Raw genomic sequence first — 16329 nt, 5'->3', positions numbered from 1 at the left:
AAATCATGAATGATCACCTGATGCGCTCGGCGCTTTTCGTGCCTGGCAACCGGCCCGAACGGTTCGCCAAGGCGCTGACCAGCGGCGCCGAAGTCGTAATCGTCGATTTCGAGGATGCTGTCCAGGCGTCGGACAAAGCCTTGGCCCGGGACCATCTCGGAGCGTTTTTGCAGGCAACGCCGACCGCCCGCGTCTGGGTACGAATCAATATGGCCAGCCATGCTCAGCACGAAGCCGATCTGGCGTTCTGTGCGAACCAATCCGGCGTGTGCGGCGTCATGTTGCCCAAGGCTGAAAGCGCAGAACAGGTCGCCCGGGCTGCCACTACTGGTCAGCCGGTTTTGCCTATTATCGAAAGCGCATTGGGGTTGCAGGCGCTGGCCGCGATTTCTCAGGTTTCGGGTGTAGACCGGCTGACCTACGGTGGCCTGGACATGAGCTTGGACCTCGGCTTGATTGCAGGCACCGCTGGCGCTGAATGCATGCTCGATCAGGTTCGGTTCGCCCTGCTGCTGCACAGTCGTCTCGCTGGCTTGGCCCCACCGCTGGAGACCGTCTATGCGCGCATTGACGACCCCGTCGGTTTTGAGCACTTTGTCTTGAGCGCAAATAACAAAGGGTTTGCAGGTATGCTGTGTATTCACCCACGCCAGGTCGAGGTTGTGCATCGGGCGTTGGCGCCAACCCTCACTCAGGTGGATTGGGCTCGGCGTGTGCTGGCGAGCGCAGATCAACCAGGCGCCTTTCAACTAGACGGGCAAATGGTCGACGCCCCGGTGATTCAACGTGCACGCAATATCCTGAAATCCGCCAACAACGCCTGACGCCAAGCGATACCATTAATGGACCATCAGGATTTCCGGCGGTCCATTTTGCGATACGGCTAAAGGACCACCAAACTCTGATGGTCCTTTTTTGGTTTCAGTGCTGCCTGGTTCGCTCAGTTATTCGAATGCATAGGTATACGACAGAATCACTCGGTTTTCGTCCAGGTCACCCAGTGCATCCGAACGCACCATCGCGTTGCGCCAGCGCATTCCGAAGTTTTTCAGCGGGCCAGTCTGGATGACGTAGCTCACGTCCAGATCGCGTTCCCACTCCTGGGCGTTGCTACCCGCCACCTCGAACCCGTCACCTCGCAGATAGCGTGCGAGAAAGGTCAGGCCCGGCACGCCAAAAGCGGCCATGTTCACGTCGTAGCGAGCTTGCCATGACCGCTCTTGGGCACGGGTGAAATCGAGAATCTGCACCACGTTTGCAACGTTCGGGTCCGCATCCTGCAAGAAGGGAAGCGCTGAATGGCCACGGTTGTCCTGGTAGCCGACCCGCCAGGTATGCCCACCCAGATTGGCCGACAACAGCAGCGACGTCAGTCCGCACTGTCGATCTTTCCTGCCCGCTGAGCTCCCGCCTCAGAGGAGTCGAAGTAACCCAGGTTACCACCCAACGTCCAGCGCCCGAGGGTCTGAGTAGCCAGCAGGCCGTAGTAGTTCTGCTGGTAGACATTCTCCAGCTCTGCCCGCCAAAAGGAGGCAGTCAACTGTGGACTCAAGGTATAGGCCGCACCGGCGTAATCGAAACGGTCACTGCTGGCCGAATAGTTAGCCGTTCTCAGGTCATCGTGATTACCACTGGAGTTACGGTAGTTGACGCTGCGAAATTGCCCGACATCAATCATCAGGTTATCCACGTCGGTGGACGTCAGGGCGACGCCATTAAAAAGCGGTGGCAGCAGCCGCGCATCACTGGACAACACGACGGGAGACTTAGGCATCAAACCGCCCACTTTAATCTCGGTTTTCGACAATTTGGCCTTGAACACCCCCGACAAATCGCTGTATTCACCCGGCCCCGCGTTTCCAAATGCGTTAGGCAGCAAACCGGTGCCTGCGCGGGCAGCGGACGAATCCAGTTTGACCCCTAGCGCGGCATTCAGGTCTACACCGAAGCCTACCGGGCCTTCAGTGTAGCCAGATTTAGCGTTGAACATGAAACCTTGCGCCCACTCTTCTCGCTTGGACTGGGGGGCATTGTCCTGGCGAAAGTCACGGTTGAAGTAAAAGTTGCGCAGACTGAGCGTGGTGCTGCTGTCGCCAAGAAAGTCAGCTTGGGCGATGCAAGGAAGGACCAGAATTGGCGCTACACAGGTAAGCGCGCACGCATGTGCCAAGGGAAGCTTTTTGCATGGGAGGTGGTTTCCGATAATTATTTTTATTGGGTCGCCACAGCGTCGGACGCTCAGGGCGCAGCCAGCATGGGCAGCCCTTTACGGCTTGGGTATTGGATTTTGCTTAACCGGCACTTGCGCCGAGGAAAACACCCCCTACCAAAGGGTGGTGGTTAAGCAGCACGGAACGCTGCCTTTTGCTAAACGAAATTGTCTGGCAGATCCACCTCCGCCATGCTGGTTTGAACATGTCGCACACACCCATAACAAAAGGTACCAGCGTGATGAAAGACGCTTTGATCGTGTCGCCGCTGAGAACGCCTATCGGCAAATTTGGTGGCGCACTCGCCTCACTGACTGCTGATCAGCTCGCGGCTACGGTGATTCGTACTCTGGTGAGTCGCCTGAACCTCGCCCCCGATTCTCTTGATGAAGTCATCGTTTCCCAATCTTACGCCAATAGCGAGGCGCCCTGCATGGGCCGCTATGCCGCACTGCTGGCCGATTTGCCCATCGAGGTGCCGGGTTACTCGCTAGACCGGCGCTGCGGTTCGGGCCTGCAGGCCATCGCCGATGCCACGATGCGTATCCAGACAGGCCACGCCGAAGCGGTCATGGTCATCGGCGTCGAGAGCATGAGCAACATCGAGTACTACAGCAATGACATGCGCTGGGGCGCGCGCGCCGGCAGTGTGAAAATGCACGACCGCCTGGAACGAGGCCGTGAACGCTCACAACCCGAAGCTCGTTTTGGTCATATTTCGGGCATGCCGGAGACTGCTGAAAACCTGGCCCGCGATTACCATATTTCTCGTGAAGACGCTGACCGTTTCGCCGTTCGCAGCCACTTGAATGCAGCAACGGCATGGCGCGAAGGACGGTTTGCCGACGAGGTCATTGCCCTTGATGTGCCACGCAAGCGTGGCGCAAGCGAACGCGTGAACATGGACGAAGGCATCCGCGCGGATGCCAGTCTGGAAATCATGGCAAGCCTGCGCACACTGTTGCCTGATGGGGTGTGCACCGCAGGCAGCTCCAGCCAGCAAAACGATGCCGCTGCCGGCTGCCTGGTGGTGTCCCGCGAATACGCAGCACGGCATAACCTGCAACCGATCGCTCGGCTGGTGGACTGGTCCTCGGCCGGATGTGACCCGGCACGCATGGGTATCGGCCCGGTGCCCGCCGTGGCCAAGCTGCTTCAACGCACCGGTCTGAGCCTGGCCGACATGGGCCTGATCGAGGTCAACGAAGCCTTTGCCGCTCAGGCACTGGCAGTCTTGCGCGCCTGGGACATCCAGGATATCGAGCGGGTCAATGTCAACGGCTCGGGTATTTCTTTAGGGCATCCAATTGGCGCAACAGGCCTGCGTATCATGACCACCCTGCTCCATGAAATGCGCCGACGCGACGTGCGTTATGGACTGGAAACCATGTGCATCGGCGGCGGCCAGGGTATGGCCGCGATTTTCCAGCGCGTCTGAGCGAGGCAGCGACATGAACTGGGTGAAGGTAAACAACCAGGTACTGCGCTATGACCTAGGCCCGAAGACCGGGCCCGCGCTGGTTTTGATTCATGAAATGGGCGGCTCCCTGGAAAGCTGGGATCAGGTTTGCACCCTCCTCCAAGGGAAGTTCCAGACGCTGCGCTATGATGTGCGCGGCTCAGGACTTTCAGAAAAAATCGTCGGCGAAATCGATCTCGATGCACACATCCACGATCTCGCTGCATTGTTGGACAGGCTGCAGATCAACGGGCCCTTGGCATTGGTCGGGGTCGCGGTGGGCGCTGCCATTGCCATTCGTTTCGCGGCCCTTCATCCACATCGGGTCAGCCACTTGATCGCACTGGCACCGGCCTGCGGCGTGGCGCCCACGGCCCGCGAGGCTACGCTGGCAAGCGCCAGCATGATTCGCCAAGAAGGATTGAAAACACTGATCCCGGCGCTGCTGGACAAGACCTGGCCCGCACCGTTGCGAACAGATGCCGCTGCATTCGAACGCTTCAACCTTCGCTGGCTGAGCGCAGGCCCGCATAGCTTCGCCGCTATCTTCGCGATGCTTGCGCGCATGGAGCTGGAGGCCGATCTGCCCCGCTTACCACTCCATTCACTGCTGGTCGCAGGCGAATTTGATGGCTTGCGTCCGCCTACGGAAATCAATCGGCTCGCGGGTTTTGCCAGTCACATCGAAGCGCTGCAGGTTGCCTCGGGGCATTTCATGCCAGTACAGAGTCCGCGCTGGGTCGGGGCGCTGCTTGAACATTACATTCTCGAAGGCCGTACTGGCGCCGAGATTTACCGCGATTTCATGGCCAAACCTGAACATCGGGTCGCCGTCAGCGGGCACGCTGCCTAGCTGAACCTAATAAGAGAAAAGAGGAAAACACACCATGATGCAGTCACGCATGATCGGCGATATAAAAGTCACCCGAATCCTCGAATACGCGGGACCGACCCACGATCCCGCCTTTCTGTTCCCCTCGATCGATCGCAGCGTTCTCGAAGAGCACCAACAATTGATGGCACCCCATCATTGGGTGCCACAAATGGACAAATTGATCGTGACCATCCAGTTCTGGGTGGTCCACGCCGGTCAGCAACATCATCGTGGTCGACACCGGTGTCGGAAACTTCAAGCCGCGTGCGGGCATCCCGCGGATGAACATGCTCAATACCCTGGTGCGCGAATGGATGACCGCTGCGGGTGCGGCGCCGGAAAAAGTAACCCATGTCGTAATGACGCACCTGCACGCCGATCACGTCGGCTGGAACACCACATGGCAGGACGGACGCTGGGTACCGACATTCCCCAACGCCCGTTACTACATTCCCAAACAAGACTTCGACTTCTGCAAGGAAGGCAAGAACAAGGAGTCAGGCGTCATCGACGTGTTCGGTGATTCGTTCTTTGACAGCGTCATGCCAATCATCGAAGAAGGGCTTGGCGTGATGATGGAGGCGCCCCAGGAAATCGCCGATTGCCTGGTGGTCGAGCCTGCGCCAGGACACAGCCCGGGGCAAGTGGCATTCCGCGTACGCTCTCGCGGTGAGGAAGGTCTGTTCTGTGGCGACATCCTGCACAGCCCGATTCAGATCGTTCGTCCAGACGTGAATTCCGGTTATTGCATCTGGGAAGACGCTGCCCGCACTACGCGAATGGAATTCCTCAACCGCGCCGCTGATCGGGAAGCGCTGATCATGCCGGTGCACTTTGGCGAGCCACATTGCGGCTATATCCGGCGACAGGGGGATGGCTTTCTTTTTGAACCGGCGCAGTGGTAGACCGGCGATCCCTACGCAGCCGCTCGTTAATGGACAGGCGATGGAGACTGCCATTACCTTGGGTGATCTCTGATCAAGAAGTTGAAGAATAATGGCGACCCATTTTGATATCACTGACTTCCGCCTGTTCATCAACATTGCGGAAACCAGCAGCCTGACCCGAGGCGCCGAGCGTTCGTTTCTGTCGGTTCCCGCGACCAGCAATCGCATCAAGAACCTTGAAGACAACCTGGGCATGCGCCTGCTCGAACGCTCACCTCAGGGCGTGACACTGACCAACGCGGGCAAGACCTATCTGCAACATGCGCGAGTGATCCTCGCGCAGTTGGCATTGCTCACAGGTGACCTGCAGGAATATGCCATTGGCCTGAAAGGACAGTTGCGGTTGCTGGCCAATACCACTGGCGATCACCGAATACTTGCCGCCGGTGGTGGGCGAATACCTGAAGACCCATCCGGACGTGCATATCGACATGCGCGAGCGCCTCAGCGACGACATTGTGCGCAGTATTCGCGATGGCGGCGCCGACCTTGGAATCGTGTCCGGCAGCGTGGTCACCGACGGGCTGCAAAGCGTGCCGCTGGTGTCCAGTCGCCTGATGGTCATCGCCCCCTCGGGCATCCCATACTGGCCAACAGCGAAGTGTTTTTCAAAGAAGCCCTGCAATACGCGTTCGTTTCGTTGCTCGAAGGCAGCGCGATCCACGTATTCCTCAGTCGGGCCGCCGCTGCGCTCCATACACCGTTGACGATTCGCGTGCAGGTAGCGAGTTCAGATGCGATTTTCCGGATGGTCGAAGCCGGTGCCGGCATTGCCATTGTGCCCCAGGCCGGATTCACCCGGCTCAAGGGCCAACAAAACATCGGGTCGTGCACCCTGCTCGATCCTTGGGCGGTCCGTACCTTCCAGTTGTGCGCGCAAGATTTTGACGGGCTTTCGTCGTTCGCCCGGGATTTCGCAAACAGCCTGGTCGAATGGTGCCACGCCTCGGACAGTGCTGCCCCACCGGTCTGAACAACGCTTGATGCCCCCGACAGAACACCAGAGTGCCCGTACTACGCGAGCCTGAGAGTAGGAGGTTCAATACACATGGGGGCTGACGGCCGCCTGCGATTTATAAGAAGAAGGAAGGCCATATGACCTATCACCGTTGGAAACATCGTCCAGAAGGCTCGAACTGGGGGATTTTGGCCCCGACGATCAGAAGGGACGACTCAACCTGCTCACCGCTGAAAAGGTTCTGCAAGGCATCGCCGAGGTCCGCGAAGGTCTGGCTTTCAGTTTGAGCCTGCCGCTGGACTACCCGGGCGGCAATGCCATGAACGCCAATCGCCGGCCCCCGATTCTGCGCCCCTTGCTGCGTAAAGGCGGGGTCAATATGAATTATCAATACGACCGCATACAGGCGGGCCGCCCCGACGTGCTGAGCGACGACCTGGCCATTTTGCATTTGCAGTATTCCACTCAGTGGGATGCCCTTCTCACGTTGGCGCCCTGTTCGACGCCAACGGTGACGGGGTAGCTGAGCCGCTTTATTACAACGGCTATGCCGCGGGCATTGATGTCGTCGGCCCCAGTGATATCGCCGATTGCGGAGTTGAGGGTGAAATCTCCCCGCACAGCACCTCGTGCGCCCACGCCCTAGGCATCGAACGCATGGCCGAAACCTGCGTGCAAGGCCGTGGCGTGATGATCGACCTGCACCATCACTACGGCGATGCCCGTACCCATATTGGTTATGACGAATTGATGTATGTGCTCGATGCCGATCAGGTAAAGGTCGAGCCTGGCGACATTGTCTGCCTGCACACCGGCTACGCCGAAGCGGTGCTCGGAATGAACAAGCAACCGGTCCCCCAGGTCCTGGACGCGCTGGGAGCGGTACTCGACGGTAATGACCAGCGTCTGCTGCAATGGATCACTGACAGCGGATTGGTCGCTATCGCTGCCGACAATTACTCGGTGGAAATTTTTCCCAACGGGCATGGCGATGGCTGTTGCTCCGTCATGCCGTTGCATCACCACTGCCTGTTCAAGCTGGGTATTCACCTGGGCGAACTGTGGCATCTCACGCCTCTGGCCAAATGGTTACGCGCCCACCAGCGCAATCGTTTTCTGCTGACCGCCCCACCCTTGCGTCTGCCGGGAGCCGTGGGTGCGCCGTTGAATCCTGTCGCAACCGTCTAGAGCTACTCAAGGAACACACAATGTCCAGAGAAAGAGTACTGATTACTGGCGGCGCCTCAGGTATTGGCGCAGCGATTGTTCAGCGTTGCATTGAAGACGGCTTCGAACCGGTGATTATCGACCGTATTGGAGAGGGCATTCTTGCTGACCTCAGTAATGTCAAAGCCACCGCGCAGGCGCTGGAACAAGCGCTGGCCGGCGGGCCTATCACCCGACTGGTCAACAACGTTGGCATGGTCTGCCCCAACAGCGCGCAGGAACAAAGCCTCGATGAGTTGGAACAGGTCTGGGCGCTCAACGTGCGCTGCTCGCTGCAGTGCATGCAAGCCCTTTTGCCCGGCATGAAAGACGCTGGCTTCGGGCGCATCCTCAACATGTCTTCACGCGCGGCCTTGGGCAAGGAGCTACGCAGCGCCTACGCCGCCACCAAGGCGGGATTGTTGGGTATGACCCGGGTCTGGTCGCTGGAGTTGGGCCGCTTTGGTATCACGGCCAACGCTATCGGCCCTGGCCCGATTCGTACTCAATTGTTCGAGCGCGCCAATCCCCCAGACAGCCCTCGCACTCAGGCCATCATCGATTCGATCCCCGTCAAACGCTTGGGCATGCCGGACGATATCGCCCAGGCTGCCGCGTTTTTTCTAGATGCCCGAAGTGGCTTTGTCACCGGTCAAGTGCTGTACGTCTGCGGTGGAATGACGGTCGGCGTGGCCGGTGTTTAACGCCTTCGTCAACCGGCCGTTAATCAGTGGTTAATCAAGCCTTCCGAAGACCGAAATTGTGGCTGCCCGCTGCGTTGGGCAAGCTGATCAGACCAGGCAGTTGAAGCGTGCGGGCCACGCACCCGACGCTTCAACTGCCTGTACCCCGTCGTTATCCCGACGCTGGACGATAACGGTGGACGATCTCACAACAAGGACCACATCCATGATCGACAAGCTTTCCACCAGCGTACAGGCGGCTCTGGCTGATATTCCCGATGGGGCCACCATCGCCGTGGGCGGTTTCGGCGGTGCGGGCATGCCCGATGACTTGATTGAGGCGCTGATCGACCAGGGCGCTCGCAACCTGACGCTCGTCAGCAATAACGCGGGACAGGGTGATACCGGTCTTGCTGCACTGCTCAAGGCGGGCCGGGTGCGTCGGATTCTCTGCTCCTATCCGCGCATGACCGGCTCTCACGTTTTCGAAACCCTCTATCGCGCCGGCAAGATCGAGTTGGAGATAGTGCCTCAAGGCAATCTGGCCGAGCGCTTGCGCGCTGCTGGCGTCGGTGTTGGCGCGTTCTTTACACCCACAGGCTTTGGCACGTTGCTGGCTGAAGGCAAGGAGACCCGCAGCATCGAAGGCCGCGACTATGTGCTTGAATATCCGATCCACGTCGATTACGCCTTGATCAAGGCCGAGGCCGGTGATCGTTGGGGCAACCTGGTATATCGCAAGACGGCACGCAACTTCGGCCCGGTGATGGCCATGGCGGCAAAAAACACGATTGCCTCCATCGAGCGCTTCTGCGAGCTGGGTGAACTGGACCCCGAGACCATCGTCACGCCGGGAATCTTCGTCAAGCACCTGGTGTTGCGCCGCGATCCGGCCAGCGAAACAGCGACACTTCTGAATCGAGCGGGATGACTGGTATGGACAAGAATGCACGCATCGCCATGGCGCAACGAGTCGCCCGAGACATAACCGAAGGCTCTTACGTCAACCTCGGAATTGGTCTGCCGACTCTGGTAGCCAACCACCTGCCGCTGGATAAAGACTTTTTCCTGCACAGTGAAAACGGCGTGCTGGGCCGCTGGCAAGCCGCCGCGCCTGGCGAAGAAGACTGGGACATGATCAACGCGGGCAAAGAGCCTATCGAACTCGCCCCGGGCGGCGCATTTTTCCACCATGCCGACTCCTTCGGGATGATGCGCGGCGGGCATCTGGATGTCTGCGTATTGGGCGCATTCCAGGTGTCGGCTACCGGTGATCTGGCCAACTGGCACACCGGTGCAGCGGATGCGATTCCGGCTGTGGGTGGTGCAATGGACCTGGCCATAGGCGCAAAGCGAGTCTTCGTCATGATGGAACATCTGGCCAAAGATGGTTGCAGCAAATTACTGCCAGCGTGCACCTACCCATTGACCGGCCTGGGTTGCGTGAGTCGTGTCTACACCGAACTGGCAACGATGGATATCACCGCCAGCGGCGTAAAAGTGCTCGAGTTGATCGGCGACATCACGCCACAGGCATTGCAGGAGGTGACACAAGTGCCGCTGGACTTCAGTGCGCTGACCCTGCGCGATGACTCGTCGACCTTGCACACGTCTTTGACCCGCAGCGCTTTGGCGACCATGAGCCAATGAACAGCGGGCGCAGTTGGGACCAACGCGATCTCACCGAACTGCTGACCCTGGAACCGGCGGGCCAGCAAAACTGGCGCAGCTATGCCTATGACATCAATGCCAACGGACGGGTCTATGGCGGTCAGTTGCTGGGACAAGCGTTGTGGGCCGCGGCGCAGACGGCGAACGGACGCAGCCCGAGCATGCTGCAAATGACGTTTCTGCAGGGTGCGCGCCCCAAAGACACCATCGAATACAGCGTCGAGGCGCTGCAAGATGGGCGACGTCTGTCCACGCGTCACGTCTATGGTGTCCAAGGTACCGGCCTGGTGCTCAGCGCCAATGCCAGCTTTCAAGTGGCACAGTCCGAACCCGGCGATCCGCACCAACTGCAGCAACTAATGCCGGCGCCGGAAAGCTTGTCGACCCTGGCTGAACTGGCCGAGCGTTACCCGCTGGACAGCGAGGCCGTGCAATTGCGTTTCAGCGCCCGGCCCGTACTCGATATCCGGCTGATTCATCAGGATCATTTCGAGCGCCCCGCTGCCCGCCGAGACATCGCGTACTGGGTACGCCTGAACCAGCCGCTTGCGGCCGAAGGCTGCCTGCACCATGCGGCACTGGCCTATTTGTCTGACGGTTGGCTGAACGCCAGCCTGGCACCCGGGCAAGGGATGCTTGATCTCTGGCAGAACCATTACGTCAGCAACCTCAACCACACGCTGTGGTTTCACAGCCTGGAGATCGACGTCAATGAGTGGTTGCTGTTCGTCAACGAGGCAGTGCGTAGCCTCTCCGGACGCGGGCTGACCATGACTCACATCTATCGGCGAGACGGTCGACTGGTCGCCAGCATGGCCCAGGACTTATTGATTTCATCACGCAATGCCTGAGCTTTAGTCAGGCTGAAAGGCCGGGTTTCGCAAAGGTAAATGGCCCCCACCCGGTCACTGCTGCAATCTGGTTCACAGCCTCGCAGGCCCAAGGCCCCTCCAATAACAAGCAGGACGGCGATATGTTCGAATGGTACAGAACCGGCTCCTCACAAGAACGCAAAACGTTCTGGGCATGTTTTTCCGGCTGGGCGCTGGATACTTACGACGCCCAGATGTTCAGCTTTCTATTGCCGACCCTGATGGCGGTCTGGCAGATATCCAAGGGCGAGGCCGGCATCCTCGGCACCGCCGCGCTACTTTCGGCGGCACTGGGCGGTTGGGCCGCCGGTATCCTCAGCGACCGCTACGGTCGGGTGCGGATTCTGATATTCACCATCTGCTGGTTCACGCTCTTCGGCGTGCTGGCAGGTTTTACCCAATCCTTCGAACAAATGCTGATCGTGCGCACCTTGCAAGGCCTGGGTTTCGGCGGTGAGTGGGCCGTCGGTGCCGCGCTGATGGCCGAGGTCATTCGTCCCGAGCATCGCGGCAAGGCGTTAGGGTTTGTACAGAGCGGGTTCTCGGTGGGCTGGGCCCTGTCGGCGGTGGTGATGACCGCGCTACTGGCTTACCTGCCACCGGAGATGGCGTGGCGTGTCGCCTTTTGGGTGGGGATCATTCCGGCAACGTTCGTGCTGTTCATCCGCCACAACGTCAAGGACGCCGAAATTTTCAAGGAAGCCAAGGCCGCCAATAACGAAAAGGCGTCGATCCTCTCCGCGTTCCGCCCTTCCGTGATCCGCCTGACCCTGCTGGGCGCCCTGTTAGTGACGGGTCTACAGGCCGCCGCCTATACGATCATGGCGTGGCTGCCAACGCTGATGGTGCAGGTCCGCGGGCTGAAGCCAGGGCCAGTCGTCTTCACGATGCTGATCATGTGCGCCGGCGCGTTCGCCGGCTTCGTCCTCACCGCGTACCTCTCCGATCGCTATGGTCGTCGGCCTGCGCTGCTGGTCTTCTGCCTGGGCGCATGGATTTTCACCGTGGTTTACATGCTCGTGCCGATGAGCCCCACCGTATTGATGCTGATGAGCTTTCCTGTCGGCGCCTTCGCCACGGGCATCTTCGCTGTCGTAGGGCCTTTCCTGAGCGAGCTGTTCCCAACTCACATCCGCACCACCTGCATGGGCTTTTCCTACAACCTGGGTAAATCCCTGGGTGCATTGTCTATCGCGGGCGTCGGCGTTCTGTCTGAGCGTTTTGGCTTGGCTGAAGCGATCGGTGGCTTTTGCCTGGTGGCCTACGCTTTGGCAATTATCGCCGTGTTGCTGCTGCCGGAGACGCGCGGTGTGCGCCTGGAAGATGTCGACGCCAACCTTGGTCACAACTCGGACAATCACAGCGCCAGGGTTGCCGATCATCCATTGATCAACAGCAAAATCCAATCGGAGTAGTACTCATGCTTTATCACGTAAAGATGGACGTAAACATTCCTCGCGATATCCCTGCCGACACCGTGGAAGCGATCAAAGTCGCCGAGAAGAAACGCGCCACCGAGCTGCAGGAGTCAGGGAAATGGCCGCACCTGTGGCGAATAGTCGGGCAGTATTCGAACATCAGCATCCTCGACGTGGCCAGCAACGACGAGCTGCATGCGCTGCTGTCCAGCCTGCCACTGTTCCCATTCATGACCATCCAGGTCACGCCATTGGCCAAGCACCCGTCCTCAATCGTCTAAATATCACGGCGGCCTCCGCGCCGCCGTTTTCCTCCCTTTTTGAAGCTTTGGCTGCCCAACCAGCAGCTGCGGCTGACTGTCGCCGAGATCGCCCCGATGCCACAGCTATTGCACCTCGAATCGCTGGACCTCACTACATTGATCCAAACTGGCGACACGGTAATGTGGGGGCAGGCCAATGCCGAGCCGTTGCCTTTGACCCAGGCATTGATGGCTCAAAGGCAAAAAATCGGCCGGTTCCGGGTGATGTTGGGGATCGCCAACAGCCCGACCTGCACGCCCGAGCACGCCGATCATGTGGATTTCATCGCGTATTGCGGCGCGGGGGCCAACCGCCAGCTGGCTAATGCCGGGGTGCTGCAGGTGATGCCCAGTCATTACTCCGAACTTCCCGACCTGATCAGCAGCGGTGCTTTGCGTATCGATGTGTTGATGCTGCAACTGGCGCCCGCCAATGCCGAGGGTCGCTACAGCCTGAGCCTGGCTAGCGAGTACTTGCTGCCAGCGCTCGACAGCGCACGCTTGGTGATCGCAGAAATCAATGCTCAGGCGCCATGGACTTACAGCGACCGGACTCTGGGAGACGATGATCTGGACGCCATCCTGTTCACCGATCGGGCTCCCATGGAAAATCCGATCAGCCGAGTCCGGGAAAGCGATCAGCGAATCGCCCGGCATATCGCCGGACTGATCGAAAATGGCGCCACCCTGCAGATGGGCATCGGTGCCATACCCGACGCCGTCTTGAGTGCATTAGGCGACCATCGCCATTTGGGCGTGCATTCAGGTAGCCTTGGTGACGGCGTGGCGCGCCTGATGCAAAGCGGTGCTATCACCAACCAGCGCAAGACAGTCGACCGAGGCATCAGCGTTGGCGGTATTCTCATGGGAAGCTGCCTGCTGCATGACTATGCCCACCACAACCGGGCGATCCAGTTACGCTCAACCCGCTACACCCACGATGCGCACGTCCTTGAGCGCATCGACAAACTGGTCGCGATCAACTCGGCCGTCGAAGTCGACTTGAGCGGTCAGGTCAATTCGGAGATGGCCGCGGGCAACTACGTCGGCGCCATCGGCGGAGCGGTCGACTTTATCCGTGGCGCACGGCGCTCAAAAGGCGGACTGCCGATTATCGCGCTACCTTCTACTGCGGGCGGTCATAGCAGAATCGTGATGAGGCTAAATGGCCCCGTCACGATTGCACGTAGCGACGCGGTCATTGTCGTCACCGAGTACGGCGTAGCAGATTTGCGCGGCACGACGCTCACTCAACGCATTACAAAATTGCTGGATATAGCCCATCCCGAACACAGGGCTGCGCTTCAGACGCAACTCGATAATGAGTAAATTTTTCGAACCCATTGAGTCAGCCCTTTTGGATCTATTGGTCACTAGCAAGCAACGGATGAAAGGCGCAGGGAGAGCGTTGCATGAGGAGAGGGAGTTCCGCGTTGAGGTCTGAAAATTTAGCTTATCGTTGATTTTGATGACTTGGACCAGACAGAATTGCCGTTTCCGACGTGACCCTGCGTGACGGCAGCCATGCCGTCCGCCGTCAGTACTCGATCCAGAATGTGCAGGACATCGCCCGCTCCCTGGACACGGCCAAGGTCGACTAGATTGAAGCGGCCCATGGTGACGGTCTACAAGATTCGAGCTTCGACTATGGTTTCGCGGCGCGCACTGACCTGGAGTGGATCGAGGCCGCCGCCGATGTCATCAGCCACGCCAAAACCACCACGTTGTTGTTACCAGGCATCGGCACGGTGGATGACTTGAAAGCGGCCTACAAAGCCGGAGCACGAGTGGTGCGCATCGCCACTCACTGCACCGAGGCGGACGTGTCGAAACAGCACATCGAGTACGCCCGCGAGTTGGGCATGGGCTCCGCTGGGATACAGCACGTCTGCGACCTCCAGCAAGGCCAGCTCGGTGACGCGAATGCCAGTGGTGTGTGTGAGCCACAAAAGCATCATGTCCCGCTCTGGCAGGCGGCCAGTCACAGATGCGACGCGGATAGTCACGACAGGCAGAAAACGGCCGATAGCCACCCGCAGTGTCGTCTAATCGCGGCAAAGACATCGAGGGGCTTTTCAGAAAAACTGCAAGGTTGAACCATGCCGGGAGGAAGGCCAGAATCGCGGCCTGGCCTTATGACTGAGCGGTGCCCGCTGCCTGCGCAGAAAGCACGTGTCCTCAGGCGCAAATCGATAAGATCACGCGTTGATTCCTGGCGCCTTGGACGATCAAGGTTTCGTGAAAAACCCTGGCCGCCAAGGCACCACCACGGCAATGCCTGACCTCAGGAGCCGTGTCCGCTCAATCACACCGCCATCACCGCGTCATACGCTAGGCGGGCAATCGCAGGGAGCACCGCTGTGTCTTCGGACATCGCTTGCCCTTGGGTAAATACTGCCAAGGTTAACGCCTGGTAATGCCCTTCATGCGCTGACGGCAACTCAATATAGCCAAGGTCATGACGGCGATAGCTGGCCAGCGGGTCGCCGGTCCAGCCGGTCCAGCCGGCTTTGGAGTAAAGCGTGGCGTCCGCGGGTAGACTCGCACCAAAATAGCCATTTATCTGCGCAGCAGGTTGCGCGGCGAACTCGGTGGTCAGCGACCGATGGAAGCGTGCAGCCATGATGCGGCAACGCTCAGGCGCCGCGACAGTGCCATTGAACAACTCGAACATCAGTCGCGCCGCCGCGTTACTGCACAACCGATTGTGGTTGTTGCCGCCAAAAGTGACAAAGGCTTTCTCGCGACCATAACGTTCATCGTCCATGAGTTTTTGACACAAATTGATATCCGCCAGCTCCGGCCACTTTAGGGATTTGAAATAGCGGTTGACTGCTTGCCGTCGATTAACCCAGGCCATGAATTCCTCGGGCGACAGCAAAGTATCGCCGGTGGTAGCGGTGATCAGATCGATGACGTAGTTGGTCGCGGTATTACTGGACCAGATGATCATGTCGCGCATTGCCCGCTCTAGATCTTCATGAGGCTGAACCCGACCATTCGCCAGGCAAGCGTCAATCGCTATGAGGTAAAAGCCTTGACCACGCTGCACGGATAGAATAATTGGCTTCCCCGATAAGCGAAACCTTCCGGGCGATGAGCTTGCCCATCCTGAGTAAGGCGCTGAGGGTGCAACAACAGCGTCATACCCAAACCGTTTTCACTAAGCCCGGCCGAGCGAAAATCCTCCAGGGCTTGCTGGACCAGTCGGTTTCCCAGCGCCTGGCTTCGGGTGGTGGTGTCAAAGAACATAACGAGACGACTCCTGATTAGGACTCCTGACCAACGGTTCGTGAGGATATAGGCAGCGAACCCGGTGTTCGGATGGGTACTCTGTGAGTGCGGGAACCGCGTCTTGGCAGGCGGCAGTCACGCGAGGACAACGGCTGGAAAAGGCACACCCAGGCGGCGGATTGTGTGGGTCGGGCAACTCCCCTTCCAGGCTCGGCGCGAGGTTGCGCTGCTCCGGGTCAGGCAAGGGGATCGCCGACAAAAGCGCGCGGCTATAAGGATGCATAGGAGAGTCGAACAAGGCATCGGCTTGCGCCACTTCCATCATCTGCCCCAGGTACATCACCCCGATGCGCTGGCTTACGTGACGCACCACGTTTAGGTCGTGAGCGATAAACAAAAACCCCACGCCCAGCGTGTCCCGGATCTCTTCAAACAGGTTGATGATCTGCGCCTGCACAGAAGCATCCAGGGCCGACACCGGCTCATCAGCGACAA

The 16329-nt window shown here is 59.1% G+C and carries 17 protein-coding genes and 5 pseudogenes; 16 read left to right on the top strand and 6 right to left on the bottom strand.

Annotation, left to right across the window (positions count from 1 at the left end; translation table 11 throughout):
* Positions 1 to 5: 5 nt before the first annotated feature.
* Complete coding sequence (locus JFT80_RS08560) at positions 6 to 824, top strand: CoA ester lyase (protein WP_201147580.1); 819 nt, start codon at positions 6 to 8, stop codon at positions 822 to 824.
* Positions 825 to 944: 120 nt separating this feature from the next.
* Here JFT80_RS08560 and JFT80_RS08555 read toward each other — a convergent pair.
* Positions 945 to 2170, bottom strand: a pseudogene (locus tag JFT80_RS08555) (OprD family porin).
* A 281-nt stretch (positions 2171 to 2451) separates the two neighbouring features.
* Here JFT80_RS08555 and JFT80_RS08550 point away from each other — a divergent pair.
* A complete protein-coding gene (locus JFT80_RS08550; protein ID WP_201147579.1) occupies positions 2452 to 3648 on the top strand; it encodes an acetyl-CoA C-acetyltransferase in 1197 nt (398 codons plus the stop codon).
* Positions 3649 to 3661: 13 nt separating this feature from the next.
* The gene (locus tag JFT80_RS08545) at positions 3662 to 4522 is read left to right on the top strand and encodes an alpha/beta fold hydrolase (RefSeq protein WP_201147578.1); all 861 of its coding nucleotides are present in this window, start codon (positions 3662 to 3664) and stop codon (positions 4520 to 4522) included.
* A 43-nt stretch (positions 4523 to 4565) separates the two neighbouring features.
* Here the strand turns inward: JFT80_RS08545 and JFT80_RS24010 are convergent, their stop codons facing one another.
* The gene (locus JFT80_RS24010) at positions 4566 to 4772 is read right to left on the bottom strand and encodes a hypothetical protein (protein WP_242482844.1); all 207 of its coding nucleotides are present in this window, start codon (positions 4770 to 4772) and stop codon (positions 4566 to 4568) included.
* A 1-nt stretch (position 4773) separates the two neighbouring features.
* Here JFT80_RS24010 and JFT80_RS08540 point away from each other — a divergent pair, with 1 nt between their 5' ends.
* The 13 genes and pseudogenes from JFT80_RS08540 to JFT80_RS08490 all read left to right on the top strand — a co-directional run.
* Complete coding sequence (locus JFT80_RS08540; protein WP_307833061.1) at positions 4774 to 5448, top strand: MBL fold metallo-hydrolase; 675 nt, start codon at positions 4774 to 4776, stop codon at positions 5446 to 5448.
* 91 nt (positions 5449 to 5539) lie between these two features.
* Positions 5540 to 5725: pseudogene (locus tag JFT80_RS24005) on the top strand (LysR family transcriptional regulator); the annotation flags it as partial.
* A gap of 151 nt (positions 5726 to 5876) precedes the next feature.
* Positions 5877 to 6463, top strand: a pseudogene (locus tag JFT80_RS23995) (LysR substrate-binding domain-containing protein).
* A gap of 136 nt (positions 6464 to 6599) precedes the next feature.
* Positions 6600 to 6971, top strand: coding sequence for a hypothetical protein (locus JFT80_RS23990; protein ID WP_242482843.1), 372 nt, complete (start codon positions 6600 to 6602; stop codon positions 6969 to 6971).
* A complete protein-coding gene (locus JFT80_RS23985) occupies positions 6917 to 7636 on the top strand; it encodes a cyclase family protein (protein WP_307833060.1) in 720 nt (239 codons plus the stop codon). Before JFT80_RS23990 ends, JFT80_RS23985 begins: the two co-directional genes overlap by 55 nt.
* 20 nt (positions 7637 to 7656) lie before the next feature.
* A complete protein-coding gene (locus JFT80_RS08525) occupies positions 7657 to 8358 on the top strand; it encodes an SDR family oxidoreductase (protein ID WP_201147577.1) in 702 nt (233 codons plus the stop codon).
* 205 nt (positions 8359 to 8563) lie between these two features.
* The gene (locus JFT80_RS08520; protein WP_201147576.1) at positions 8564 to 9268 is read left to right on the top strand and encodes a 3-oxoacid CoA-transferase subunit A; all 705 of its coding nucleotides are present in this window, start codon (positions 8564 to 8566) and stop codon (positions 9266 to 9268) included.
* A complete protein-coding gene (locus JFT80_RS08515; RefSeq protein ID WP_201147575.1) occupies positions 9265 to 9987 on the top strand; it encodes a 3-oxoacid CoA-transferase subunit B in 723 nt (240 codons plus the stop codon). Before JFT80_RS08520 ends, JFT80_RS08515 begins: the two co-directional genes overlap by 4 nt.
* Positions 9984 to 10859: an acyl-CoA thioesterase II gene (locus tag JFT80_RS08510; protein WP_201147574.1), complete on the top strand. Its 876-nt coding sequence runs from the start codon at positions 9984 to 9986 to the stop codon at positions 10857 to 10859. Before JFT80_RS08515 ends, JFT80_RS08510 begins: the two co-directional genes overlap by 4 nt.
* Before the next feature lie 122 nt (positions 10860 to 10981).
* Positions 10982 to 12295, top strand: a complete 1314-nt coding sequence (locus tag JFT80_RS08505; protein WP_201147573.1) for an MFS transporter — start codon at positions 10982 to 10984, stop codon at positions 12293 to 12295.
* A 5-nt stretch (positions 12296 to 12300) separates the two neighbouring features.
* Entirely contained in the window at positions 12301 to 12579 is a 279-nt protein-coding gene (gene catC / locus JFT80_RS08500) for a muconolactone Delta-isomerase (RefSeq protein WP_201147572.1), read from the top strand.
* A gap of 39 nt (positions 12580 to 12618) precedes the next feature.
* Positions 12619 to 13929, top strand: coding sequence for an acetyl-CoA hydrolase/transferase family protein (locus tag JFT80_RS08495; RefSeq protein WP_242482842.1), 1311 nt, complete (start codon positions 12619 to 12621; stop codon positions 13927 to 13929).
* A gap of 158 nt (positions 13930 to 14087) precedes the next feature.
* A pseudogene (locus JFT80_RS08490) lies at positions 14088 to 14477 on the top strand (4-hydroxy-2-oxovalerate aldolase); the annotation flags it as partial.
* On the opposite strand, the pseudogene JFT80_RS25410 reads toward JFT80_RS08490, so the two are convergent.
* The 4 genes and pseudogenes from JFT80_RS25410 to JFT80_RS08470 all read right to left on the bottom strand — a co-directional run.
* A pseudogene (locus JFT80_RS25410) lies at positions 14466 to 14555 on the bottom strand (site-specific integrase); the annotation flags it as partial. The pseudogenes JFT80_RS08490 and JFT80_RS25410 overlap by 12 nt on opposite strands.
* 350 nt (positions 14556 to 14905) lie before the next feature.
* A complete protein-coding gene (locus tag JFT80_RS08480) occupies positions 14906 to 15562 on the bottom strand; it encodes a serine hydrolase (RefSeq protein ID WP_201147571.1) in 657 nt (218 codons plus the stop codon).
* A 59-nt stretch (positions 15563 to 15621) separates the two neighbouring features.
* Entirely contained in the window at positions 15622 to 15852 is a 231-nt protein-coding gene (locus tag JFT80_RS08475) for a hypothetical protein (RefSeq protein WP_201147570.1), read from the bottom strand.
* The coding region (locus tag JFT80_RS08470) for an ABC transporter ATP-binding protein (protein WP_207187744.1) at positions 15842 to 16329 on the bottom strand (488 nt) is incomplete at its 5' end. The genes JFT80_RS08475 and JFT80_RS08470, both read right to left, overlap by 11 nt.

This window comes from Pseudomonas sp. TH10 (genome assembly GCF_016651255.1).
Classification (GTDB): Bacteria; Pseudomonadota; Gammaproteobacteria; order Pseudomonadales; family Pseudomonadaceae; genus Aquipseudomonas.
Note: the sequence above shows the minus strand (reverse complement) of the source record. Positions and strands in the feature narration are given on the sequence as shown.